The organism is Priestia sp. SB1, from assembly GCF_038898415.1.
On the sequence record NZ_JBBJSS010000004.1, the window covers coordinates 75,974 to 98,966 of the forward strand.

32 protein-coding genes are annotated in these 22,993 nt (G+C 37.1%); 19 read left to right on the top strand and 13 right to left on the bottom strand.

The annotated features are described in order from the left end of the window. Window positions 1–101: 101 nt before the first annotated feature. Window positions 102–1,592 carry a sensor histidine kinase gene (locus WKH56_RS15475; protein ID WP_033579158.1) on the top strand — a complete coding sequence of 497 codons (1,491 nt, stop codon included), beginning with the start codon at window positions 102–104 and terminating at the stop codon, window positions 1,590–1,592. Further along, window positions 1,570–2,253 (top strand): response regulator transcription factor, encoded by a 684-nt coding sequence (locus WKH56_RS15480; protein ID WP_033579157.1) that lies wholly within the window; start codon window positions 1,570–1,572, stop codon window positions 2,251–2,253. Before WKH56_RS15475 ends, WKH56_RS15480 begins: the two co-directional genes overlap by 23 nt. 42 nt (window positions 2,254–2,295) lie before the next feature. Here the strand turns inward: WKH56_RS15480 and WKH56_RS15485 are convergent, their stop codons facing one another. Both WKH56_RS15485 and WKH56_RS15490 read right to left on the bottom strand, forming a co-directional pair. Then, a complete protein-coding gene (locus WKH56_RS15485) occupies window positions 2,296–3,915 on the bottom strand; it encodes a SulP family inorganic anion transporter (protein WP_047750849.1) in 1,620 nt (539 codons plus the stop codon). Between the two features lie 16 nt (window positions 3,916–3,931). Further along, window positions 3,932–4,519, bottom strand: a complete 588-nt coding sequence (locus WKH56_RS15490; protein WP_013057294.1) for a beta-class carbonic anhydrase — start codon at window positions 4,517–4,519, stop codon at window positions 3,932–3,934. Between the two features lie 248 nt (window positions 4,520–4,767). Here WKH56_RS15490 and WKH56_RS15495 point away from each other — a divergent pair, with 248 nt between their 5' ends. From WKH56_RS15495 to WKH56_RS15510, 4 genes are all read left to right on the top strand, one after another. Beyond that, window positions 4,768–5,430, top strand: a complete 663-nt coding sequence (locus WKH56_RS15495) for a hypothetical protein (protein ID WP_048019206.1) — start codon at window positions 4,768–4,770, stop codon at window positions 5,428–5,430. Between the two features lie 155 nt (window positions 5,431–5,585). Continuing rightward, complete coding sequence (locus WKH56_RS15500) at window positions 5,586–6,032, top strand: MerR family transcriptional regulator (protein WP_048019207.1); 447 nt, start codon at window positions 5,586–5,588, stop codon at window positions 6,030–6,032. Continuing rightward, window positions 6,002–7,174: an MFS transporter gene (locus tag WKH56_RS15505; RefSeq protein ID WP_048019208.1), complete on the top strand. Its 1,173-nt coding sequence runs from the start codon at window positions 6,002–6,004 to the stop codon at window positions 7,172–7,174. Before WKH56_RS15500 ends, WKH56_RS15505 begins: the two co-directional genes overlap by 31 nt. Before the next feature lie 153 nt (window positions 7,175–7,327). Continuing rightward, the gene (locus WKH56_RS15510) at window positions 7,328–7,627 is read left to right on the top strand and encodes a TIGR04104 family putative zinc finger protein (protein WP_016764349.1); all 300 of its coding nucleotides are present in this window, start codon (window positions 7,328–7,330) and stop codon (window positions 7,625–7,627) included. A gap of 32 nt (window positions 7,628–7,659) precedes the next feature. On the opposite strand, the gene WKH56_RS15515 is transcribed toward WKH56_RS15510, so the two are convergent. Then, a complete protein-coding gene (locus tag WKH56_RS15515; RefSeq protein ID WP_048019624.1) occupies window positions 7,660–8,859 on the bottom strand; it encodes a multidrug efflux MFS transporter in 1,200 nt (399 codons plus the stop codon). Window positions 8,860–9,182: 323 nt separating this feature from the next. On the opposite strand from WKH56_RS15515, the gene WKH56_RS15520 reads away from it, so the two are divergent. From WKH56_RS15520 to WKH56_RS15550, 7 genes are all read left to right on the top strand, one after another. Further along, the gene (locus WKH56_RS15520; protein WP_342836133.1) at window positions 9,183–9,584 is read left to right on the top strand and encodes an alanine:cation symporter family protein; all 402 of its coding nucleotides are present in this window, start codon (window positions 9,183–9,185) and stop codon (window positions 9,582–9,584) included. A 136-nt stretch (window positions 9,585–9,720) separates the two neighbouring features. Further along, window positions 9,721–10,083 (top strand): YidH family protein, encoded by a 363-nt coding sequence (locus tag WKH56_RS15525; RefSeq protein WP_048019210.1) that lies wholly within the window; start codon window positions 9,721–9,723, stop codon window positions 10,081–10,083. A 281-nt stretch (window positions 10,084–10,364) separates the two neighbouring features. Continuing rightward, window positions 10,365–11,195, top strand: coding sequence for a YihY/virulence factor BrkB family protein (locus WKH56_RS15530; RefSeq protein ID WP_048019211.1), 831 nt, complete (start codon window positions 10,365–10,367; stop codon window positions 11,193–11,195). 146 nt (window positions 11,196–11,341) lie between these two features. Then, window positions 11,342–11,884: an alkaline shock response membrane anchor protein AmaP gene (gene amaP / locus WKH56_RS15535; RefSeq protein WP_048019212.1), complete on the top strand. Its 543-nt coding sequence runs from the start codon at window positions 11,342–11,344 to the stop codon at window positions 11,882–11,884. A gap of 15 nt (window positions 11,885–11,899) precedes the next feature. Further along, complete coding sequence (locus WKH56_RS15540) at window positions 11,900–12,109, top strand: DUF2273 domain-containing protein (protein WP_048019213.1); 210 nt, start codon at window positions 11,900–11,902, stop codon at window positions 12,107–12,109. A gap of 27 nt (window positions 12,110–12,136) precedes the next feature. Further along, entirely contained in the window at window positions 12,137–12,577 is a 441-nt protein-coding gene (locus WKH56_RS15545; RefSeq protein WP_063247878.1) for an Asp23/Gls24 family envelope stress response protein, read from the top strand. An 83-nt stretch (window positions 12,578–12,660) separates the two neighbouring features. Further along, window positions 12,661–13,131, top strand: a complete 471-nt coding sequence (locus tag WKH56_RS15550) for a 2-thiouracil desulfurase family protein (RefSeq protein ID WP_310883868.1) — start codon at window positions 12,661–12,663, stop codon at window positions 13,129–13,131. 45 nt (window positions 13,132–13,176) lie between these two features. On the opposite strand, the gene WKH56_RS15555 is transcribed toward WKH56_RS15550, so the two are convergent. Both WKH56_RS15555 and WKH56_RS15560 read right to left on the bottom strand, forming a co-directional pair. Continuing rightward, the gene (locus WKH56_RS15555) at window positions 13,177–14,346 is read right to left on the bottom strand and encodes an MFS transporter (protein ID WP_342836059.1); all 1,170 of its coding nucleotides are present in this window, start codon (window positions 14,344–14,346) and stop codon (window positions 13,177–13,179) included. Between the two features lie 104 nt (window positions 14,347–14,450). Next, window positions 14,451–15,209, bottom strand: coding sequence for a TrmB family transcriptional regulator (locus WKH56_RS15560; RefSeq protein ID WP_342836060.1), 759 nt, complete (start codon window positions 15,207–15,209; stop codon window positions 14,451–14,453). Window positions 15,210–15,426: 217 nt separating this feature from the next. On the opposite strand from WKH56_RS15560, the gene WKH56_RS15565 reads away from it, so the two are divergent. Beyond that, window positions 15,427–15,654, top strand: a complete 228-nt coding sequence (locus WKH56_RS15565; RefSeq protein WP_074680934.1) for a hypothetical protein — start codon at window positions 15,427–15,429, stop codon at window positions 15,652–15,654. Window positions 15,655–15,686: 32 nt separating this feature from the next. Here the strand turns inward: WKH56_RS15565 and pssA are convergent, their stop codons facing one another. Then, window positions 15,687–16,178 carry a CDP-diacylglycerol--serine O-phosphatidyltransferase gene (gene pssA / locus WKH56_RS15570; protein WP_181170486.1) on the bottom strand — a complete coding sequence of 164 codons (492 nt, stop codon included), beginning with the start codon at window positions 16,176–16,178 and terminating at the stop codon, window positions 15,687–15,689. Between the two features lie 170 nt (window positions 16,179–16,348). Between pssA and WKH56_RS15575 the strand changes: the two genes are divergently transcribed. The 3 genes from WKH56_RS15575 (at window position 16,349) to WKH56_RS15585 (ending at window position 17,853) form a co-directional block, all read left to right on the top strand. Next, window positions 16,349–16,756: a MarR family winged helix-turn-helix transcriptional regulator gene (locus tag WKH56_RS15575; protein WP_342836061.1), complete on the top strand. Its 408-nt coding sequence runs from the start codon at window positions 16,349–16,351 to the stop codon at window positions 16,754–16,756. Then, window positions 16,749–17,090 (top strand): DUF3147 family protein, encoded by a 342-nt coding sequence (locus tag WKH56_RS15580; protein ID WP_047750859.1) that lies wholly within the window; start codon window positions 16,749–16,751, stop codon window positions 17,088–17,090. The genes WKH56_RS15575 and WKH56_RS15580 overlap by 8 nt, the downstream gene beginning before the upstream one ends. A gap of 67 nt (window positions 17,091–17,157) precedes the next feature. After that, entirely contained in the window at window positions 17,158–17,853 is a 696-nt protein-coding gene (locus WKH56_RS15585) for a class I SAM-dependent methyltransferase (RefSeq protein ID WP_342836062.1), read from the top strand. Window positions 17,854–18,047: 194 nt separating this feature from the next. Here the strand turns inward: WKH56_RS15585 and WKH56_RS15590 are convergent, their stop codons facing one another. From WKH56_RS15590 to WKH56_RS15610, 5 genes are all read right to left on the bottom strand, one after another. Next, window positions 18,048–18,518 carry a DUF4188 domain-containing protein gene (locus WKH56_RS15590; RefSeq protein WP_063247883.1) on the bottom strand — a complete coding sequence of 157 codons (471 nt, stop codon included), beginning with the start codon at window positions 18,516–18,518 and terminating at the stop codon, window positions 18,048–18,050. Further along, window positions 18,515–19,069 (bottom strand): PadR family transcriptional regulator, encoded by a 555-nt coding sequence (locus WKH56_RS15595; RefSeq protein ID WP_034266508.1) that lies wholly within the window; start codon window positions 19,067–19,069, stop codon window positions 18,515–18,517. The genes WKH56_RS15590 and WKH56_RS15595 overlap by 4 nt, the downstream gene beginning before the upstream one ends. A 76-nt stretch (window positions 19,070–19,145) precedes the next feature. Next, window positions 19,146–19,277, bottom strand: a complete 132-nt coding sequence (locus WKH56_RS15600; RefSeq protein WP_013057274.1) for a hypothetical protein — start codon at window positions 19,275–19,277, stop codon at window positions 19,146–19,148. A 92-nt stretch (window positions 19,278–19,369) separates the two neighbouring features. Then, window positions 19,370–20,266, bottom strand: a complete 897-nt coding sequence (locus WKH56_RS15605; RefSeq protein WP_342836063.1) for a dynamitin family protein — start codon at window positions 20,264–20,266, stop codon at window positions 19,370–19,372. A gap of 147 nt (window positions 20,267–20,413) precedes the next feature. Beyond that, entirely contained in the window at window positions 20,414–20,887 is a 474-nt protein-coding gene (locus tag WKH56_RS15610) for an Hsp20/alpha crystallin family protein (RefSeq protein ID WP_342836064.1), read from the bottom strand. Between the two features lie 70 nt (window positions 20,888–20,957). Here WKH56_RS15610 and WKH56_RS15615 point away from each other — a divergent pair, with 70 nt between their 5' ends. Then, window positions 20,958–21,197 (top strand): hypothetical protein, encoded by a 240-nt coding sequence (locus tag WKH56_RS15615; protein WP_033579134.1) that lies wholly within the window; start codon window positions 20,958–20,960, stop codon window positions 21,195–21,197. A 128-nt stretch (window positions 21,198–21,325) separates the two neighbouring features. Here the strand turns inward: WKH56_RS15615 and WKH56_RS15620 are convergent, their stop codons facing one another. Together WKH56_RS15620 and WKH56_RS15625 are read right to left on the bottom strand one after the other, a co-directional pair. Beyond that, the gene (locus tag WKH56_RS15620; protein WP_013057270.1) at window positions 21,326–21,559 is read right to left on the bottom strand and encodes a hypothetical protein; all 234 of its coding nucleotides are present in this window, start codon (window positions 21,557–21,559) and stop codon (window positions 21,326–21,328) included. 12 nt (window positions 21,560–21,571) lie between these two features. Further along, window positions 21,572–21,802, bottom strand: coding sequence for a hypothetical protein (locus WKH56_RS15625; protein WP_033579133.1), 231 nt, complete (start codon window positions 21,800–21,802; stop codon window positions 21,572–21,574). Between the two features lie 184 nt (window positions 21,803–21,986). Here WKH56_RS15625 and WKH56_RS15630 point away from each other — a divergent pair, with 184 nt between their 5' ends. Then, complete coding sequence (locus WKH56_RS15630) at window positions 21,987–22,991, top strand: XdhC family protein (RefSeq protein ID WP_342836065.1); 1,005 nt, start codon at window positions 21,987–21,989, stop codon at window positions 22,989–22,991. Window positions 22,992–22,993: the final 2 nt, after the last annotated feature.

The following is a 22,993-nucleotide window of genomic DNA, read 5'->3' on the forward strand; positions in this document are numbered from 1 at the left end:
TAATTTTTACTATTTGTATAATGTCTAACGATCTATTTGTTATTCACCTTTACTAGTCTATCAAATAGTTTTGTTAAAGCCAAAGGGGCATAGGGTAAGTCATGTCAATTCAGCTGCGTTTTGTTTTAACGTATATCAGTATTGTGTTTGTTTTTATTATTTTGCTTTTTTTATCGGGCTTTCTTATTTTTTTCTCCATTACTGGAGACGCCGATTTTGTAAGAAAACTGTACAGCCACTCCTATGAGTATAAATTGTTAACGCCAGAAGAAGAAAATGCATTCTTAGATTTAAAGTTATTGAGTGAAAAAAAACCAGAACAGCTGCTGCGGCCGGAGACAGTTAAAAAATATGAATTTGAAAATATTGATATTGTGATTCAAAAAAACACAGAGGTTGTATATGCTTCAGAATCCATTAAAGGAGAAAACCTTCGTAAATACTTGCCAAAGCATCAAAAAAGTAAAGGAAATCATTCATATCAGCAGGACATGCTGCGCATAGGCAAGCAGTATTTTACATATATCAACCTTGATTTTCCTTTCTCAAATCAAGAAAAAGGAAGCATTTACGTTTTGCGAAAAATCAGCCCTTATGTAGGCATTATTAATCGGATTTTCCCTTTTTTAATCTTTCTACTATTAATTTTAGTGATTGTGATTATTGGATTTTTAAACTATCTTGTTTCAAGAAGCATTATTAAACCCATTCGTGAATTAAAAGAAGCGGCCGAAAAAATAAAACAAGGTGATCTTCACTTTGAGATCTCTGCTAATTCAAAGGATGAAATAGGCGAATTAACGCAAGCTTTTGAAGAAATGAGGCAAAAACTAAAATCTTCTGTTGAACTGCAAATTCAATATGAAGATAATCGAAAGCAGCTGCTTTCAAGTATTTCACACGATTTACGAACTCCCATTACTTCCATTGTAGGATATGTAGAAGGAATTCAAGATGGCGTAGCTAATACGCCAGATAAGCTTTCTAAATATTTGTTAACGATTTCAACGAAAGCAAAAGACATGAATGCGTTAATCGATGAGCTGTTTTTATTTTCTAAATTGGATTTGCACGAAATTCCATTTGTGTTTAAAAAACTTAATATTTCTGCCTTTATGGAAAGTTATGTGCAAGAGCTTCAGTTTGAAATGAGCGAACATGATATTGATGTTTTATTTTCTAATGATTCTCTAACGACACTGTATGCAAAGGCAGATGCTGAGCAGCTGCGAAGAGTTTTAATAAATTTAACAACCAACAGCATCAAATTTATGGATAAAGAAAAAAGAAGAATCGATATCGTTCTTTCTGCTACCGAAAGTGAACTCATTATTGAAGTAAAAGACAACGGCTCTGGGATTTCACCGGAAGCATTAGCGCATATTTTTGACCGGTTTTATCGAGCAGAACAGTCCCGCAATAGCAATACTGGAGGAAGTGGACTTGGACTGGCCATCGCAAAACAAATTGTTGAACGCCACGGGGGAGACATCTGGGCACTAAGTAAGCTTGGCGAAGGAACAAGTATTTTCTTTTCTTTGCAAAAAATGAATGAAAATGGTGATACACATGAAGAAGATATTGTTAATTGAAGATGAAGTAAGTATTGCTGAATTGCAAAGAGATTATTTAGAGATTAACGATTTTGAAATAGACGTTCAATATAGCGGGGATAAGGGATTAGAAAAAGCGTTAAATGAACATTTTGATTTGATTATTTTGGATATTATGCTCCCTAAAGTGAGCGGATTTGAAGTGTGCAAGCAAATTCGAGCTGCAAAAGATATTCCAATCATTTTAGTTTCAGCTAAAAAAGAAGAAATTGATAAAATTAGAGGGCTCGGGCTAGGTGCAGATGACTATATTACCAAGCCATTCAGCCCTGGGGAGCTGGTCGCAAGAGTCAAAGCGCATTTAGCGAGATATGAAAGACTCTCTGATAAGCAGGAAAAGCGTATGATTCGCATTCATGGTTTAGCGATTGACACGCTCGCTAGAAGAGTATTTGTGAATGACAAAGAAGTGTTTTTTACAGCGAAGGAATTCGATTTGCTGAAGTTTATCGTTTCTCATCCAAATCAAGTATTAAGTAAAGAACATCTATTTGAAAAAATTTGGGGATTTGATTCTTCAGGAGACATTTCAACCGTAACAGTTCACATTCGAAAACTAAGAGAAAAGCTAGAAGAAAACCCAGCAGATCCTCAGTACCTAGAAACGGTTTGGGGAGCAGGGTACCGGTTTAATATTTAAAAAAAGAGATCCGAACGATTAATCGTTCGGATCTCTTTTTTATTACGTAGTAACGATTCTATGACGAGCTTTAATCTTACTCACGGGAGGTTCGGAAGAAAATATATTTTTTTCACCGATTTTATCATATAGACCGGTTGACTTTAACATTTCTTTCGGCTGGTGCTGTAAGCCAGAAATAACGACTTGGCTATGCGAATCTTTCAAACGTTCGACCACCTTCGATAGTAAAGCTTCTCCAGATGTATCAATAAAGGAGACTTGGCTCATTCGAAGCAATAAAACTTTCGGTTTCGCTTCAGCGATGTTATCAAAGGAATCTTCTAATACTTCAGCTGATCCAAAGAAAAGAGATCCTTGCATGGTATATTCCATCAGCTCAGATTTGTGAGCGTTTTCAGATGTTTCCGCTAAAACCTTTGAAATCTTCAGTGATCCGCTCATTCGTTTCACGAACATAACAATAGCTAAAAGTAGACCTACGCCTACACCTGTTGTTAAATCGATTGAAACTGTTAATAAAAACGTAGCTACAAGTACAAATGAATCAGCTGACTTGGTTTTTAAAATATGTGCAAATTCTTTACGTTCACTCATATTCCAGGCCACAAACATTAAAATAGGTGCCATACTTGCCAGCGGAATGTTTGATGCATAAGGAGCCAGCATCACAAGGACCAATAAAACAACTAAGCCGTGTATAACTCCTGATAACGGAGAAGCTGCGCCGTTTTTGATATTAGTAGCTGTTCTGGCAATGGCACCAGTTGCAGGAATTCCGCCAAATAGCGAGGTAGCGATATTAGCAATTCCTTGACCCACAAGCTCTTTATTGCTATTATGCTTGGTTTTGGCCATATTATCAGCAACAACAGCTGATAGTAAAGATTCAATACCTCCAAGCATCGCAATTACGCAGGCAGCAGGAAATAGCATCACGATGTTATCCCATGTTAAATCTGGGAAGCTAAAAGATGGTAGTTTACTCGGAATGGCACCGTAAGTAGAGCCAATCGTTGCAACTTTTCCTGGGAACAGTGTAATGGCTACAAGTGTGGAGACAAGAAGACCTAGAAGGGCACCGGGAATTTTAGGTAAAAACTTTGGCGTTATAATCACGATAGCTAAACAAATAGCGGCTATGATGACGCTGTAAATGTTAATCGTTGCAATTTTTCGTAGGATTTCAATCATATTTAAATGAAATTCCTCATGTTTTGCAATTCCCTTTAGGCCTAAAAAGTTAGCGATCTGACCTGAGAAAATAATAATCGCAATTCCTGCTGTAAATCCAATCGTCACAGGGCGCGGAATAAACTTTATAAGTTTCCCTAGTTTAAATATTCCGAGAAGCGTAATCATAATTCCAGCCATAAAGCCGGCAATAATGAGGTTCTCATAACCATATTGCATGACAACTCCAAGCAGCACCGGAACAAATGCACCTGTTGGGCCTGCAATTTGAAATTTCGATCCGCCTAATATTGAAACCATAATCCCTGCGATAATGGTTGTATAAATTCCGTATTCAGGTCTTACACCAGAAGCGATGGCAAAGGCCATTGCTAAAGGAATAGCAACGACCCCAACAACCAAACCGGCGATAATGTCTTTTTGTAAATGCCCTGCTGAATAGCCTTGAAATCGGTTATCTTTTAGCATTCGATAAAACCCTCCTTCATGAGCTTACGGTTTCAGCTCGGTCTTGGGAATAGCCGTTTACAACGACGTCAAGTTTTCCTGTTGAAGGATGAATAACCATTCCAGAAACAAGCACGTCTTTTGGTAATAAAGGGTGATTTCGAATCATATCCACACTGTTTTCGACACTATCCTCTACACATTCAAACCCAGTCAGCCATGATTCTAAATCAATACCAGCATATTTTAGATTACGAATCTGTTCCGTGCTAATCCCTCTTTGTTCAGCAGAGGCTAAAATAGCTTCAGCTTTCATGCCCGTCATTCCACATTCATGATGACCGATGACACATACTTCATCAGCTTGCAAAGCGTAGACGGCAACTAAGATACTTCTCATGACGCTACCAAAGGGATGGGAGATAACAGCTCCGGCATTTTTTACTATTTTTGCATCTCCATTTTTTAGCCCCATAGCTTTAGGAAGTAATTCTAACAAACGTGTATCCATACAAGTTAAAATGACTATTTTTTTGTTAGGAAATTTGGATGTTTGAAAAGCCTCAAATTGATTATTGGTTACAAATTTTTCATTAAACTTTAAAACTTCAGATAGACAAGTCATTGTTTTCCTCCTGCGTTATTTATTTTTAACTTATTTTTTAGTCTAAAGATAAAGTTTAAAAACGAACTAAATAAAATATTAAAATTTTCTTAAAATATTCAGAAAAAACTTATAAATAAACAGAAATTATATGCGTGAAATTATGTAAGCGTATTCTTTGTTTGTTTTCGCAAAAAATAGGAATTATATGTTAAAATGGTACAAAGTTGGGATTTTATAAAAGAATGGTAGAGAGGAGGAAGGCAAAAGTGAAGGTTCTTATAGTAATAGGCATTATTTTCTGTTGTTTAGTAGGGTGCAGTTCTAATGCCCAAGTCACCAACGACAAAGAAATGGGAGAGAATATTCAGCAATCATTTGAAAAAAAAGGTGTAAGCTCAGTGGATGTATCGAAGTTAAGTGATTTTAAATGGGAAAAAGGATATTTATTCACAAACAAAAGCAAGAAAGCCGACGTAGAAAAACTTGTAAACGCACCGGTTAGTGAGGAAGTGATGAAAAAAATATCTGCTACTGATCAAATGCTTGTGTTTGTACACGAAGGAGAAGTTGTCCGCTATGTAGAACTACCCCAAGATTTCGTAGCGCATGATAAAAACCAGCTTGAATTTTCATCTTCTCATTCGGAACTAAAATTTAATAAAAACAGGGAGGGCAAGCCTATAAAAGCAGGAGATAAAACGTTAAGTTCAGAAGATGCTTTAACTGTAGAATCAATTATGAAACAAATTCAATGGAAAAAAGCTGATTACAGCGTCGCTCTTGACCCAGATGTACAGCTTACTTATGAGGGCGCTGTATACAATGTACGATTCACCTCCGATAGTGCGGAACTTACTTCTAAAAAAAGAGGAGTGTACGGTAAAGTAACAGGAGAAACAGCACAGCAGCTATATGACATATTGATGTAACCTATTGATTTTTCAATAGGTTTTTTTGTGCACATATTTTTAAGATTTACATAAAATACCTTAATATTGTTGACATTAACGTTAACGTTAATCTATAATGAGTATATGAATGATTAAGGTTAACGTTAATGTTAATGAGAGGTGAGGTGAAACATATGTATTTAATCGATGACGTGACGAAAATGACCGGTTTGACCAAGCGAGCTCTTCGGTATTATGAAGAGATTGGACTCATTTTACCCCCGCAGCGCACAAAAGGAAATGCACGAATTTATTCCGAAGAAGAGGTAAAAGAACTAAGAAAAGTAGCGGAAGCAAAAGAAGTTCTCGGTTTTTCTCTACAGGAGCTGCAGCAGTTTATGTCGCTTAAAAGAATGATTGAAGAAAGAAGTGAGCGGCAAGGGTTGTCAGTGAAAGAGATCACGCAAATAGAAGATTTGCTAGAAAATCAAATCAAGATGATTGATTTTAAAGTCGTAAAAATGCAGGCATTTAAAACAGAATTAAAAGAAATGCGAGAATCTGCTATGGAAATACATGAAAAAACAAAAACAAAAGGAGAGATGAAAGAGTGGAAGGACAGCATTCAACTAACCGATTAGGTCAAATTATTACGGTAGTAGCTACTTTTTTAGCATTTATGGGAATTGGAGTAGTAGATCCGATTTTACCGGAAATTGCTAAGCAAATTGGAGCTTCTCATTGGCAAGTAGAAATGTTATTTACTTCCTATTTGTTAATGATGGCTATTATGATGATTCCAGCAGGCATCCTAGCGTCACGTGTAGGAGACAAGCGCTTAATGGTAACAGGACTTATCATTGTGACGATTTTTGCAGCCCTATGCGGGTTTTCTAACAACATTCCTCAGCTTTCCATTTTCCGAGCAGGTTGGGGACTTGGTAATTCGTTTTTCTTTGCAACAGCTATGACGCTGCTTATTGCATTATCAGGTGAAGTGAAAAAAGCAGTAGGATTATATGAAGCTGCAATTGGTTTGGGAATGGCCGGAGGGCCGCTTGTAGGAGGCGTGTTAGGAAATGCTTCTTGGAGATTGCCGTTTTTCGGTACAAGTGCTTTAATTTTTATCGCCTTTATTTTAGTATTAACGATTGTTAAACAGCCTACAAGCACTAAACCTCGTAAAGCAGCAGGTTTTAAAGACATGGTTAAACTTTATAAATTAAAACCATTTACTCAAGGCGCTGTATCAGGCATGCTTTATTACTACGGATTTTTTACAGTGTTAGCTTATACGCCGCTTATTCTATCGATCGGAGCTCTTCAAATTGGCTTTGTTTTCTTTGGGTGGGGATTATGTTTAGCTTATGGCTCAGCGGTTTTAGCACATCAGTTAGAAAAAAGATATCAGCCAAAACAAGTGTTACATGTTAGCTTAATTGTTTTTTCACTTATTTTAATTTGTTTATTTGCCTTTGATGCAACATGGTTGCGCATTGTTTTAATTATGGCAGCAGGTCTTGTATCAGGACTTAATAATGCCTTATTTACGAGTCATGTAATGGAAGTATCTCCTTATGAACGAGGAATTACATCTGGAGGATATAATTTCTTAAGATGGTTAGGCGCAGCGTTTGCTCCTTTATTATCAGGAGTTATCGGCAATGCCGTAGCGCCTCAAGCTCCTTTTCTTGTAGCAGCGATTCTTGGATTGCTCGCTTTTGTTACTATGGTTATAAAAGTAAAAACAACTTCTCAAACGAATGAAGCTGTTTCTAAATAAACGTTGACATAAAAGGCTTTTTCCTGTAAAAAGCCTTTTATTTTGTTTTATGTTATAATAGTAAAAACGTTTTTAATCATAAAAATGAAACTCTTTACCAACTTGTACGTATACTTTATATGTACATAAATTCTTTTTAGGAGCGTGATGCCCATGGCCACCTGTCAAAATTGTAATCATAAATGGAACTGGAGGACAACCTTTAAACAACTGTTAACATTTAGAAACGTTTTAGAATGCCCACACTGTGACAAACAACAGTATATCTCTGCAAAATCCCAAAAGCGATTATCAATCTACTCATTTGCACCCCTTATTATTTGGCTTATTCTCTCACTATTTGACTTTTCCTTTCCATCCATTGTTGTCGCGGAGCTTATTTTCTTCATAGCAGCGGTTGTTATGATGCCACTTTCTTATGAAGTAAGCAGCGAAGAAGAACCCTTGTGGTAATAAAAAAACCTTCCGTTAACACGGAAGGTTTTTTATGCGGCTTTACCGTCTAGCTGTTGTCTGTGATGGCGCTGATAATACACCCACCCAGCATTCAACAGTAGAAGAACACTCGTTGTTAAAAATACGTAAGGAATTCCTTTAGCTCCGGCAATTTGTCCGCCAATAACTGGGCCAGCTAAATTCCCGAAGTATTGTGCTGTTTGATTATAACCAAACATTTTACCTGTAATCGAGTCCGGCACAATTTTCTTCAAATAAGAATTAATAGAAGGTAACAATCCTCCCATTGCAAAACCGAGTAAAAAACGTAGTAAAAATAGCTGCCAAGTACTATGCACAAAGGCCTGCAAGCCGCAAATAACCGCTACGATGAGCAGGCATATTTGAAGCACATTTTGAGGACCCACGCGATCGCTGACTTTGCCAAGTCTGGATGCAGCTAAAATATTTGATATTCCTGTTGCCGCCACGACAAAACCTGAAATAAGGGCAAGGTGATCGGTATGAGTAGACAGTTGTTTTACATACAGTGTAACGATTGGCTGAATAGCCATAACCGCAAGCTGCAGTAAAAAAGTTGTAACAAATACACCAATCACGGCCTTTGAATTCTTAAGAGAAAGTAACCCAATGTTAGATTCTTTCGTGGTTTTCGTCGTCTCTTTTTTGTCTTCTTGAATTAAATTTACAATTAAAAAAGACAAAAACATAAATGCACCTGTCACGAAAAAGACGTGACGCAATCCAATTGTATCTCCTAAGTAGCCGCCTACTAGCGGTCCTAATAAAGATCCTGATACAGCCCCTGTAGACAACGTCCCTAATGCTTTACCGCTGTGCTCTTTAGGCGTTTGAGTCGCTACTAACGTAATGGCTGCAGAGATGAAGCCGGAAACGGCCCCCATTAAAAAGCGCAGTCCGACAAGCTGATAGACATTTTGTACAAAACCAATAGAAGTCATAACAATTGCCATACCCAAGCTTGCGCGAAGGAGCATCAGCTTTCGACCGTATTTGTCGGCCAAACTTCCCCATAAAGGAGAAACAATAGCGGCCATTAAAAAGGTAGCTCCAAATGCAATACCAGCCCATCTGCTGATGGAGCTTGTATCGTGAACCCCCAGCTTTTCAATATAAAGCGGTAAAAACGGAATAACTAAACTCATCCCGGCTGTGGTGCAAAAAGAACCGAACCAGCAAATGTACAAGTTTCGTTTCCATAATTCCATTCTATTTCCTTCTTTCGTTGTGCCGCATAGCGTAAAAACAACAAAAGAGCGAAACCATACGGCCTGCTCTTTTAGCATACATGCAGCATCTTTTTATCAGCTTAAATTATACCACATATCAGAAATATTTAAAAATAAAATGATTCACTTAGTGAACTATTAACATGAAATGAAAACAGAAAGATGTGCTGCGGTTACACTCCGCTTAGAACATAAAGTGACCCTTAGTTCACTCATTACCTTATGCTGTAACAGTAGGGGATATGTAAAGAACTTATGCTTCACTGAAAAAAGCGTCAGATAATCTGTCTAAAATATACGTTATATCCACACAGTATTATATTGCGGAAACGAACTTAGCTTACGTAATGAAAGGCAAACAAAATAAAATAGTATCCATGATCCTTAAGGCAGCTCTTTTAGCCACTACTTTGTACGGATCTATCCGAACAGCTGAAACTGCATGGGCATTAGCAGACATCGGAGTTGGAATAATGGTTTGGCTCAATTTAATTGCAATTTTGATTTTAGCTAAGCCTGCTTCAATAACCTTAAAAGATTATCGCGAGCAGAGAAAACAAGGCATAGATCCTGTCTTTTCTCCTGGGAAATTAGGAATTCAAAACGCTGATTATTGGGACGAGGAATATCAGCATGATCAAGATAAAGAAAATGTTTCACAAACTAAAAAAAGCCAACTGGGGTTGGCTTTTTTTAGTTTGTGAAGAAGCTCTTTCGACCGCTTGAAAATGGTAATGATTCGTTTTTTTCGGGTATAATGTGGCATGAAGCGTCCTCAATTTATTTTCGTTTGAGCATTTATTTATAATAGAAGACATATAAAAGGACGGTGGTATGTGCATGACTAAAAAAGAAAATGAATCTATTTATATTCAGCAGCATTTAGCAAATGAACGAACGTATTTAGCGTGGATTCGAACGTCTATTGCTACACTTGGCATTGGTTTTGTTGCAGGCGGCCTGCATTTTAATTCCGGAAAAAAATTAAATGAAGCAGCCGATACTCTTATTATTGCTGTTATCATCTTTTCTTTAGCTGCAAGTGCAGGTTTGCTTCTTTTCTCAACCTATCATTATTTTTCAACACGTAAAAAAATTAACAGCCAAACGTATCAATCTTCTCACGTTTTAGTTATTTTCGTTTCAATGATTATGCTGATGCTGATCGGGGCTCTTATGTTTTACTTTTTTAACATAGCGTAAAAAGTTTAAGGTGTAAGAAAAAAGGGAATACACCCCCAAAGAATTTACGGTTTTATGAAAGAAAAAGAAGATCTATTGATATGGTGGTAATGGCAGATGTAATTATAATAATATCTTCTTTATGAACCGGCTGTATAATTTTACAGGTTAAATTCTTTGTTAACCGCGGATAATGGAAAAGGAAAGCTTTATAAGCCGAAACTTATCCAATCCATGTTGAACATAAAAAATTGAATATGAATTTCACTGTAGGGTGAAGCGAAAGTAAAGGAGAACGCTGTATGATTCAAACATCTAAGACCGTTGCCGCTCGTTTTTTTACGGAGCGTTTCTTTGATCAGGCTGCTCAAACAGCCTACTATTTTTTGTTATCTTTTGTACCGTTTATTATCTTTCTTTTTTCTCTGCTGAGTTTTTTTCCAATTGATACAAACAATTTGCTGATATTTATTGAACCATTTACACCTAAAAGCGCCTACGACGTAATTGAACGGTCAATTGAAACAGTTAACAATAGCGGGAAAAAAGTTTTATCTTTTAGTTTATTGGCGACTTTTTGGCTCGCATCTATGGCTATACAATCTTTGGTTCGTTCGTTAAATGACGCGTATCATATTCAAAGAAAACAAACGTTTTTGCGCGGTTTAATCAATGATTTAATTTTAACTTTTGGTTTTATGGTTGTAGTAGCTATTTCATTATTTGTACCAATTATTGAAGAGGTCATTCGACATTTGGTCCTAACAAAAGTCCATGTTCCTGACATATGGTTTCAAAGCTGGACGACAATTAGATGGGGAATTGGGACATTATTTTTATTAGGCTTTTTTATTCTTTTTTACAAACTGATGCCAAGCGCAAGAGTAACGTGGAAAGATGTACTTCCAGGAGCTGTTTTCTCCACGCTAGGATGGCAAGTTGTATCTACCGGATTTGGATACTATGTCCAGTTTGGAAGCTACTCGCAAATCTATGGTCAGCTTGGAAGTATTATTATTTTAATGGTCTGGTTTTATTTAACGGCCGCTATTTTATTAATTGGCGGTTTAATAAACGGTAATAAGTTCATCAAAGCTCACGAGACAACGTATAGAGACGTGGAAAACGACTAGGGAAACCTAGTCGTTTTTTTATATTCAGTTTTACAGTTAAAAGGTTTATTAAAAAAATATCGCGGGTAACTATTGAATATCTCGTTGCTTTTTCTATACACATAACTAAAAAACAGCAGGAGTTCACGTTGAGATGAGGTGGAAAATTGAATAATTTTAATCGGTTTTTAATCGCAGTTATTGGAATTGCAGGACTGATTTGTTCCGGTATGTTAGCACTGATGGTTTATAGGGTTCCTCACCTTTCAAACTGGGTAGAAAAGTGGCAGCATCAGGAGTGGTTTTACTACACAATATTGTCAATAAGCGCATTTTTAGCTGTTATTTTTATTATTTTTCTTTTAACAGGCATATTTAGCAGGCCGCCTAAAAAGAATTTAGCAATTGTGACAGGCGAAGGCAAAATAACCATTTCTAAAGCCACGATTGAATCTACAGCTTTGCGAGCAATTAGAAGCTTTCAGGGAATACGCTCTCCTGAAGTCCAAGCATCTATTCATTCTCGTAAAGAAAGAGTTAGTCTATATATTAACTGTTCGCTGTTTGGACGAGATGGACTACCAACACTAGGAAAAGAGATGCAGCTTGAAACAAAACGTGCCGTAGAGGCTTTACTTGAGCTTCCCGTTCACTCCGTCCGCATCGATTTAACAGACACACAAACGCGAAAGAAAGAGCGTGTTGTGTGATGAAGGAGGGACATAATGGGTACTCCAGATAAATTGATTCCATACCGTGGCCGAGTACTTGGTATTTTGGCAGGTTTAGTGTTGGCAATTTTACTATTAACAATTGGTTTTGGCCCCACGCTGCTAATTGTAGCTTTTATGGGAATTGGTTATGTAATTGGGAAGTGGCGAGATGGTCATTTAGACCTAAATAATTGGGTAGGATTTTTTACTAAAGGAAGATAGAAAATCACTTTAAGGGAGATGTTAGTTATGGCAGTTAATGAAACAAATACAGCAGTAAAATCTCAGGAAAATACAAATCAAAATACATTAACATTTGAAGATCAAGTCATTAAAAAAATTGCTGGAATGGCAACTAATGAAATTAAAGGAATTTTATCAATGAGCGGCGGATTTATGAGCGGGTTAACAGATCGCTTCCGCAGCACGGAAGATATCACAAAAGGGATTAACGCTGAAGTTGGAGAAAAGCAAGTTGCCCTTGATTTAAAAGTAATTGTTGAATACGGAAAAAACGTTCCAGCCATTTTCTCTGAAACTGTTAATAACGTAAAAAAATCAGTTCACGATATGACAGGATTAGAGGTAGTAGAAGTAAATATGCACGTAGAGGACGTAATGACTCGCTCTGAATTTGAAGCGAAAACGGATCGAGACAAAGAGCAGGAGGCAAAGCGCGATCTCGAATAGAATATAAAAGGTAAACACTTCCATTCGTCATATATTCTCTGTATGATGAAGGAGAAGTGTTTTTTTATGGGAGGGAGAATTCTGTGATTTTAGTTAGTTCCTGCTTAGCAGGTCAAGCTTGCAGATATAATGGAAGCAGTGCCTTAGTTAAGGAAATGGAAGCGCTCGTTGAAAATAAAGAAGCGGTGATGATGTGTCCAGAGCTATTAGGTGGATTTCACACGCCTAGAGAACCGGCAGAAATTATAAAAGGAACGGGAATAGACGTAATAAACGGAAATGCGCGAGTTATTGAACGATCGGGAAAAGACGTGACAGATATATACATAGACGGGGCCTATAAGGCACTGAACATCGCAAAAGAAATAAAAGCTACTGTTATTGTACTAAAAGAAAACAGTCCTTCATGCGGAAGTGAACATATATATAACGGAGCATTTCTAGGTGTTAAAATAGCCGGTGAAGGGGTAACGACTGCGTTGTTAAGAAAGCATGGTTTTATCGTTATATCCGAATCTCAATTTGCAGCTGAAATGCATGGAGACCAATCATAATCAAAAAAAGCGTACACTATGTGTGTACGCTTTTTTTCTAAAAGCTTATTTACTGTGAAGCGTATCTGCTTTGCTTTCTGTTCGTGTTACCGCATAAAGAGAGCAGAAAAGACCAAGTAATACAAAAATAGACCCGACCCAGCCGTTATAAATAACAGAGTATTGATTAACGACAATTCCTCCGACATAGGAGCCGATCGCAATTCCTACGTGTGAAATCGCTGCATTGGTGCTGATTAAAATGTCCGACGTGTCGCGTGCACTATGAATAATTAAATTGCTTTGAGCCGGTGAGACCGCCCAGCTGAGCGCACTCCAAATAATCATAAGAAGCAAGAACACAACGAATGGCAAATGAACGCCAAACGGCATAGCAATCATGCTAACAAAAAAGAGAGCAATCATGGTGATAACAGACGAAGAAGGGTTCCATCTATCAGAAACAGCTCCTCCAAGTCCTCCTCCTGCCACTGCAGCAAGACCGAAAATACCATAAATAATGGTTACCATCGTTGTATTTAATCCTAGCGTTTCTTGTAAAAATGGCGTGAAGTACGCATAAAGCGTTAAATGGCCCGCCAGTACAAACAATGTTGCTAGGTGAATAGCAAGCATTTTTTTATTGCGTAAAGCTTTTATCTGAGTCTTTAACGGTACAATTGGAGCGGGAGCTAGACGCTCCATTGTAAACCAAACGGTAATCATAATAATAGCAGTTAAGATTGCAATCATAACAAATACTTGACGCCAGCCAAGCGCATTTCCAATCAAAATACCAAGAGGAATACCCAAAACAAGTGAGCCGCTGATTCCCATAAACACAACGCCAATTGCTCTGCCTTGATATTCAGGCTTTACCATTCTAGAGGCCATTGTGGTAGATAGGACAATAATAAAAGAGCCGCTCGCAGCAGCGAGGATACGCCCGATTAATAGCATATAATAGCCCGAACTGTAGGCTGAAAATACATTGCTCAATAAGAAAATAAATAATGTCCACATATAAACTTTTTTACGCTCTATCTTAGCCGTCACATTTAGTAAAATCGGCGCAGACAAGGCATAAACAAACGAATAAATAGAGATTAAATAACCTGCTTTTGCTAGTGATACATGAAATGCATCGGCAATTAAGTCCAAGATGCCTCCTAGAATTAATTCGACTGTTCCAACAACAAAAGAAGCAATCGCAAGTATGTAAACTTTTTTATTCATCAAAAAACCCCCTCTTTAAAAAGTTACAACTAGAATAGTAACCTTTTTTAGAGTGGATTTCAATAGGTAATATTAAAAAGGTTACTAATGAATTAGTAACCTTTTTAATATCGCAGTCGAGTAAGCAGCTCCATGATCTCAGAATCCTGAAGAAGCTGCTCTTGATATTTCTTTGTAATATGGGTAAGTGCGACATCATGATAAAAGAAATCAGCAAAAACTTTTACAAGCGGCTGCGACAAGGTTTTTATTGCTTTCCATGTCTCATGTTCAATGCCGGCAAATAAAAGGTAGGCATCGTCAACAATAATCAACTGCGACGGCTCAAGGTTTTTATGATCATCTATTGGATTTAATGTATGTAAATGTTTGAGGGAAGTCTGCAAGTTTCCTATGGTTAAGACCTCGACGTTTACGCCTTGTTTCTCTTTTTCTTCTAGCAATGAGCGGTAATGTTCCAACTCATCATTCCAAGCCGATAAAATAATAGAAGATTCCGCTTCTTGAATCAACTGTTCAATGTGAGCAGAAATAGAGGATTTATCTTTTAAACTCCAAACATGATCATCTGTAAACGTTCTTTTAATTTTATATGTTTTTAATTCATTAATGTCATTTTCAAAATCAGCAGTAAGTTTTTGAATGACGGTTTGAAGGGCTACCGCTGAATAAAGTTTCTTTTTCCCGGACAATGTATTTACTACAATGCCTTTATCAATTAAACGATTAAGTACTTCATAAATCTTTGCTTTTGGAACATGCGAATACGTGACAATCGAACTAGCATCCAGCGGACCTTCATTCGCAAGCAGCGCTTCATATACTTGACTTTCATACTGAGAAAAACCAAATTTTTGCAGCATAATTCTCTATTCATCATCCTTTCTTTTTTTAGTATATCACGGTTTGTAAAAGTATTACTAATTGTAACTATATCTTATTAAACTACGTTCTAAATAATCAACAAAGATAAAAAATAGGCTATTAAAGGGTCTTTACTACGATAAAACTATTTTTAATCATGTGCTTTTCATACTAAAACACTCATCATCGGGTAAAGAAAAGAAAGAGGTGAAAAAAATGAAGAAAAATGAAAAACTACTGTTGAAAAAAATGAACATGAAACAGCAAAGAGAAGTGGCTGCTCAGCTTGAAGACGTACTGGATTCCTTACTGTCTCTTGAAGAAAAATTATGCTCAGCACCTGATAATAGCGAGTGGCTTTCTTTACAAGCTCAGCTTGAAAAAAGAGAACATGAGCTGAAATTCAAGCATAAAATGCTGTGTGAGGAATGGACAGCGCTATAAAAGACAGGCATTTTGTCTGTCTTTTATGGCATCTAAATTTTCATGACCCGGATAGGACTCACCATCAAAATAGCTAAAATAATCATAAGATAAGGGTTCACATAATAAAACATGCCAAGCAGTGCGATAATTAGAGCAGGAAAAGGAATAGGAAGCCCTATAAAATAACCTACGGTTGGATTTGCGCTAAATTTAGCTAATCTCAATGCACCCATGCTTGGATAAATCATAAAAGCGAGTACCGTTAGCCAAGAGTGGGGAGAAAGAGTATGAAATAGCATTGCAGGCGCTACGCCAAAGCTTATAATATCAGCCAAAGAATCTAGCTCTACACCAAACTCACTGTTAACTTTTAGCTTTCTCGCAATTTTGCCGTCAAATAAATCGAAAAAAGCGGCTAGAAAAATAAAAAGAGCAGCTAAGCGTTCGTAGCTGTTCATATTAAAGGCTATGGAAAATACGCCGCTTAGCAAATTTCCAATCGTAAAGAGATTCGGAACCCATTTTAACAGTCGAAGAATCAATGTCATACAACCGCCTTTCACAGTGTGTACAATTAGTGTAACTGTTAAATCGTATTATTATGTGAGATGCAAGATAAAAAGAAAGGAGTATTGAAAACTGGCTGTCGTTTCTGTAATATATATCGTATAATACGATAATAACTAAAAATACGATATAAAGGAGCAGGATCATGAAAGTAGAGGAGTTAAACAGCTATTGGACGTCTATTTATTATCATTTGCACTATACGCATCAAGAGAAAATTACGCACCAAACCATACGTCTTTTGCAGCATATCGACAAATCATCTTCGGTTGGAATAAGAGAAATCGCAGATTATTTAACTATTTCACATAATACGGCATCTGAACATGTAAAGAGAAGCATCAAGAAAGGATATGTGTATAAAAATAGAGATATACAGGATGAAAGAAAAGTAATTCTGCATTTAACAGAAGCAGGAAAAGACATCTTAAAACGGAATTCAAGCTTGGATGAAGAAAAAGTAGCAGCTATTTTACGCGAAATGACAGCATCTGAAAAACAGCTAATTCAACAGGCTTTTCAGTTATTGAGCGAGCGTGCAGAACATGTATAGTATCATCAAAATTTTAATGTCGGCTCTTATTATTGCAGGGGTAACAGAAATGGCCAAAAGATTTCCGGCATACGGTGGAATCGTGGCTGCTCTTCCAATTGTGAGCTTACTAAGTATTATATGGTTGTCAGTGCAAGGAGAAAAAAAGGAAGTGGTCAGTCAGTTTACGCTTGGCGTTCTTTATGGACTCCCAGGCACTATTTTATTACTTGCTGTCGTCTATATTTGTGTAAAAAACTCTCTTCATTTGTTTGTGAGTTTATCCATAGGAGTTATGTGTTGGGCCTTGTTTTTAGTGCTTCAAAAGATGGTGATTAACCTAATTACTACATAAACTATTGGAATTTAATCCAATTTTCTGTAAAATAAAGGTCTAAGTAAAAGATAGGAGCTGAGTAGAGTTGAGTTTAGCAGAGAAAAAGTTAGGAATTGACCGAGTTGTTTTTATCGGCAGAACGTTTGAAGAGTATAGAGCTATGTTTAATTTGAATGACAAGCGTTTAAAAGGAAAAAAAGTGTTAGATTGTGCTAGCGGAGCCTGTTCTTTTACTGCTCATGCCTTGCAGCAAGGTGCGGCGGCTACTAGCTGTGATATTGCCTATAAATTTACGGCAGAAGAGCTTGAAAAGAAGGGAAGCCTGGATTTAATTCATACGATGAATAAAATGCAGCACGTACAGGAGCAATATGTGTGGAAATATTTTTCATCTATTGATAATTTAACTGAACATCGAAAAAGAGCATTAAAAGATTGTATTGCTCATATGAAAAAGAACCCGGAAGCCTATCAGTACGGAGCCCTTCCTAATTTGCCGTTTCAAAAGAACGAGTTTGATTTAACGCTTTGTGCAAACTTTTTATTTATGTACAGCGACCGGTTAGATTATACGTTTCATTTAGAGGCTTTAAAAGAACTGATACGCGTTACAAAAGAGGAAGTGCGCTTGTTTCCTTTAACGGACCTGAGCGGCAAGATTTCTACCTATTTGCCGCAGCTTTTAGAAGAGATTGCGCCTCTAGTAAAAGGAACAGAAATAGCAGATGTCCCGTATGAATTTCAAAAAGGTGCCAATCAAATGCTGAAAATATATGTATAACAAATGTAATGAAGAAGCTGAGGAAAAAGTATTTTAGCTCAAGTGAAAAACGAACCCTTGATCAAACATGTTAATCAAGGGTTCGTTTTTTTTCTTTTGTTAGGGTGAACGTATGTTTCAACTGCGGCGTCACAAGCGGTTCAGCTCATGTATCCCATTTGTTCGTCTTTATATTGGATTCATTTCGTCATGTCTTAACCTCTTTTAACATTCAAACGTTTTTTAGCAGTTTGAGTATGCTTCGTTATGGTTTCAGATCCAAGCGCTTTAGCTAAGCCGAACGAAGGCATATTCACATATACTGATTCATAATTTCCTGCAGGAATGACGTAAGTTTCATGATAAATGCCAACTGCATTCGTTTTTGAAGCCTGTTTATAAAAAGAATTCCAAGCTTTTAAGTGCTGAGGACCTTTGGCATAGGAGGTCAATTGATCAACTGACTCCCAATATTGAATCAGCGTAATGGTTCTTAAATTAAAAGATCCTTGCAAAGATAAAAAGCCAAGATTTTTGTTTGCATACAACTCTCGAATCATAGGAGGCATTGCTTTAAATACAGGGAGCCATTTGTGTACGGCTGTCCATTTATTAATACGCATTCCTATAACAAAGACGACCAGATCCTGACCGGGCTTAGCCATTACACGATTGGAATGAATCATAAATTCTGCGCCTCCTCATCATATAATTTATTAATCGTATCTTTGCACCATTCCATCGAAGCACGAGTTGTTCGTTTACCGTAGTCTAGGGTAATAAGCCAATACGTTCTGTCAGGAGAAGGGCTTTTAGAAATGCTGTCTTCGATTCCGCAATACATGTGATAGCGTTCAGTTAGTTTCTGCTGAGCGTTTTTTAACTGCGAAATTGTGAGCTGCTTTTCTTGGTGACTACTAAAAAATAGTTTTAACAAAAGTTCATTTCGTTCTGAGGGGAGCTGCTTAATAGGTTCACGCAGCCAATCTTGCAGAACTTCTTTTCCTTTAGTTGTTATTGCGTACACTTTTTTATCCGGCTTATCAGTTTGAGCAACGGAATTTACCGTCGCTAGTTCTTCATTCACAAGCTTTTGTAAAGTGGGATAAATTTGACCATAGCTAATTTTCCAAAAATGATTTAAACTTCGATCCATTAACCGCTTAATTTCATAACCAGTTCTGCATTCAGTGGTAAGCAGTCCTAAAATCGCATATGTTGTTTGATTTTCCTTCATTTACTTTCCTCACCTATATCTTTTTGATATATATATTACCATAAACAGGATATTATTCAATAAAAAAACGCGAGAGTTATGCACTCTCGCGTCTAAAAAAAGGTTTGTATTGCTGAACCATCATTTGCGAAGCAGCAATAAATAAAAAGATAAAGCCTCCACACATTAGCAACATGACAGCACCTATTCTCCATAAAAGCTTTGGCATCAGCATATCTCCTTTTTTGAAGTTATTACCTATAGTGTAAAGAATAGCTTGCAAAAATTCTAGTCATAACTAAATATAATTTTATAACTTTTTTAGACTGACTCTTCCTTTGGATCATCTTCATCAAAAATAGGAACTTCTGTATACGCTTCTTCTTTTTCGAAAGCGGAAGAAGAATTCTCTTTATCCTCTTGTGCAGGCTTCGGTTTACCAGAAGAAATATCTGATTTAGCGTTTTTTAACTCTTCCATATCTTTTTGGATTTGGTCCGTAAAATCCTTTGGTATAGCTCCGCTTCCGTATGTAGCTCCGATGTTTAAAGCACCTCCGAGCTCCTTAATGCCCACTTGGCCAATATTGTTGTTTTGTTCGTATTTATCAAGAAAAAATTTATCAATATGAATAGGCGGAGGAGCATTTTCTAAAAGTGCTGCTTTTTGATGAATCAATCTTACTTCTTCTTGAAGAGAAGACGTTCGTTTTAGCATGTCCACCTGTACTTCAGTTAAAAGCGACATACTTCGCTCTAATGCTGAAACTCTGTTATCTAGTTCGGTCATTTTTTCGAGATAAGGAGCCATTTGTTTCTCTACAGATTGTTCTACTAAGCTAGCTATATCCGGATAAGGCACAGCTTCTTTCTTTTTATCGCGAGGGTTTTGCGTGGAGATGATTTGTTCCAATTGTGCTACTTTTTCTTTTAAAAAATGAAGCTGCCTAGCAGTATCCTGCATGTCTTTTGTATATGATTGTTCAGTGTTTTTGTGAGCACTTCTTTGTGAAGATGAAGAATCGTTGGAAAGCACTGGCTGAGCCTCCAGCTTTTTTTTGAACATTATGAGAGAACCCATTTGCGGTTCGAGTTTTAAAAAACGGTTCATGTGAACTTCAAGCGTGTTAATACGCTTGATTTGATGTTTGAAGTCCGCTAGCTCAGTTTGAAGATGTTGGTTAGTCTGTTTGGGGTTGAAAAATCCTTTCATAGACATTTCGCTTCTCCTCATCTTGGGCTTATTTCCTCTGTAATCACAGTTAGATAAATAAATATTGATTCAGTTTGGGAGTTAATATTAAATTTTTTGCATTTATAAATGCTTATGTGCAGCATTACATTTCATTCGTAAAACTACTAAACCTTATTCAATATGAATACGCTCTTCTTGAAAAAACTGCCTGTGATAAGAAAGAATAAGCAGTCCATTTTCAAATTTTGCACGCAGATGATGCGCATCTGTAGGCTCAGGCAATTCGATAATTCGGTTGAAATCTCCAGAAGGTCGTTCTTGTACAACAGGCTGCCCTGTAATGAGAGGGTGGGGCGAGCCTTTTAATAGAAGCCGGCTGCCTGAAACAGAAACGTGCAAGTTTTCTTTTAGATAACCAGGCAGGTCAGCGATAACAATGATCTCGTGAGGAGTAACATAAATGTCGACAGGCGGAAAATTACTTTTAGGAGCTTGAGGAGCCTGATAAGAATCCGGAGCGTTCATATCCATATTTTCTTTCATAAAGTCGTTAAAAGCAGTCTGATCAAAAACACCGTTCCAAAAGTCATTTGTTTGATATTTTTTAGCAAATTCCATCCACTGCATAAGTTTATCAAAGTCCATATGGTTTCCTCCTTACCACACATCATAAAAAGATGGAATTTGAATATAGTTTGAAAAGGGGGTGGTTTAAATGTCAGGTGCATCTATAAATATTAATATTTTAATGCTAAAGATAAATTCCTTTGAAAATGCGTCTGCGGTAAATATCGGACAGAATTTACTAGCAGACTGGAATAATTCAGATAAAAAAACACAGGGGTTTGGGCAAAATTTCGGTGATGATAGCGGGTTTATAGGAACGAGAAGCTGTGTTGATGATCGTGATCAAATTGATAGCCCATCGTCTTTTCAAAAAGTACCCATTTCATAGAAAGAGCCTAATAAATATAGCCAGTTCAGACGCAGGTTATATTTATTAGGCATCAGGTTGAATACTAGTAGACGAATAGATGAAGGTATGCTGCTAGTAGTCATGCTCGTTAGAGGCGGTGTAGAAGCTTAAATTACGCTGTTTTTAACTGAGTTTGAATCGTTTACGTCTGAATCTATAATCCATGAGAACGGAGTTACGTTTGGAGAAAAATCTCCGTTTGATTCTCCTAGTCCTTGATTACGTTTATAAGATACGAACACGTCAAGCTGCTGATTAGGTCCTATACTTAAAACGGATGAATTATCCAGAACGTTCACTTTGAAGGCTTGTAAGTTAATGACCATAGGTGAAAAAATCATATGGTTTCCTCCTTATTTATCATTTTTTGTTGCAAATGCATCCACATAATCATTATCTACAGTTTTGTAAGCAGATCCTGCTGAAAAACATTGATCAGCGAGCTGCTGTCCGAAGGCCTGATTTTTCTTTGCTGTTACATACCTTGTAACTTTTGACGTATTTCCAATAGAAATACTGCTTGCTTGATCAGCACTGCGAACGTTCAATTTTCCTAGGTTGATTTTTGTTGAGTCAAATAGCATACTATTCTCCTTTCAAACGACAGTTCTTCTAAGTCTTTAAAAGCTTATTGTAGCTTCGTTGAAAATATGAATAATACATGGATTCATTCCGAGAGCAGAAGTAGCCTACTGTAGCGTATTTTAGTTCTCCACAAAACGTGAAAAGATTTTAAAAAATCAGTAGTAAAAGGAGGAAATAATAAAAATGCACGACATTTTACATACTGTAGAAAAATCAACAGTAAAAAGCGTGTTGGCAACGATTATTCATGTAGAAGGATCCTCTTATTTAAAAGAAGGAACGTCCATGCTGTTTCAAGAAAACGGGGAGAACATTGGGATGTTAAGCGCTGGTTGTGTAGAAGCAGATCTTGCTGAGCGCGTAAAAGAGTTGTTCGATACTGAGCACGTATTAACCGTTACGTACAATTTAAAAGAAGAAGGTGATGCGGGGTGGGGACAAGGAGCAGGCTGCAATGGAATTCTCTATATTCTCCTAGAACCTGTAACTGCGAAGATGAAGCAAGATCTTCTGCGGGTAAAACGTCATTTAGATAACCGAAATCCTGTTTTGCATATTAAAAAATTAGAAAAAGACTTTATTCAAACAACCTCTTTTTATGTAGAAAAGACGGGCCAAACATTTGGTGCAAATAGCGACGAATCATCTTTTGCAACAGATGATTGGAATGGGAGAAAGAGCGGTATTCAACTTTCAAATTGCTCTCTGCTCACATATGCTCATCTATATAAACCGAAGCCTCGTCTAATTATATGGGGAGCAGGTGCTGATGCAAAATATTTAGTATCACTTGCTGCCAATACGGGGTTTTTTGTTACTTTATGCGACTGGAGACCGGCTTTATGTAATAAGGAACATTTTCCGCTAGCAGAGGAAATACAGATTGGATTCCCGGAGGAAGTAGAGAAACACTTGTCCGTTCAGAGCGATGATTTTGTTGTGATTATGACGCATAATTTTTATCGCGATCAAGAAATTCTCTCGCTATTAAAATCAAGTCCTGTGAAGTATATAGGAGTTTTAGGGTCTAAAAAGCGAACGCTTCGATTATTGAATACCGATATTCCTTCCCATATTCATTCGCCCGTGGGACTTTCTATAGGAGCGGTAGGACCGCAGGAAATTGCGGTTAGTATTGTAGCTGAATTAATTGAGATCCTCCGAATGTATGATGAAAAAAAGGGGTGAAA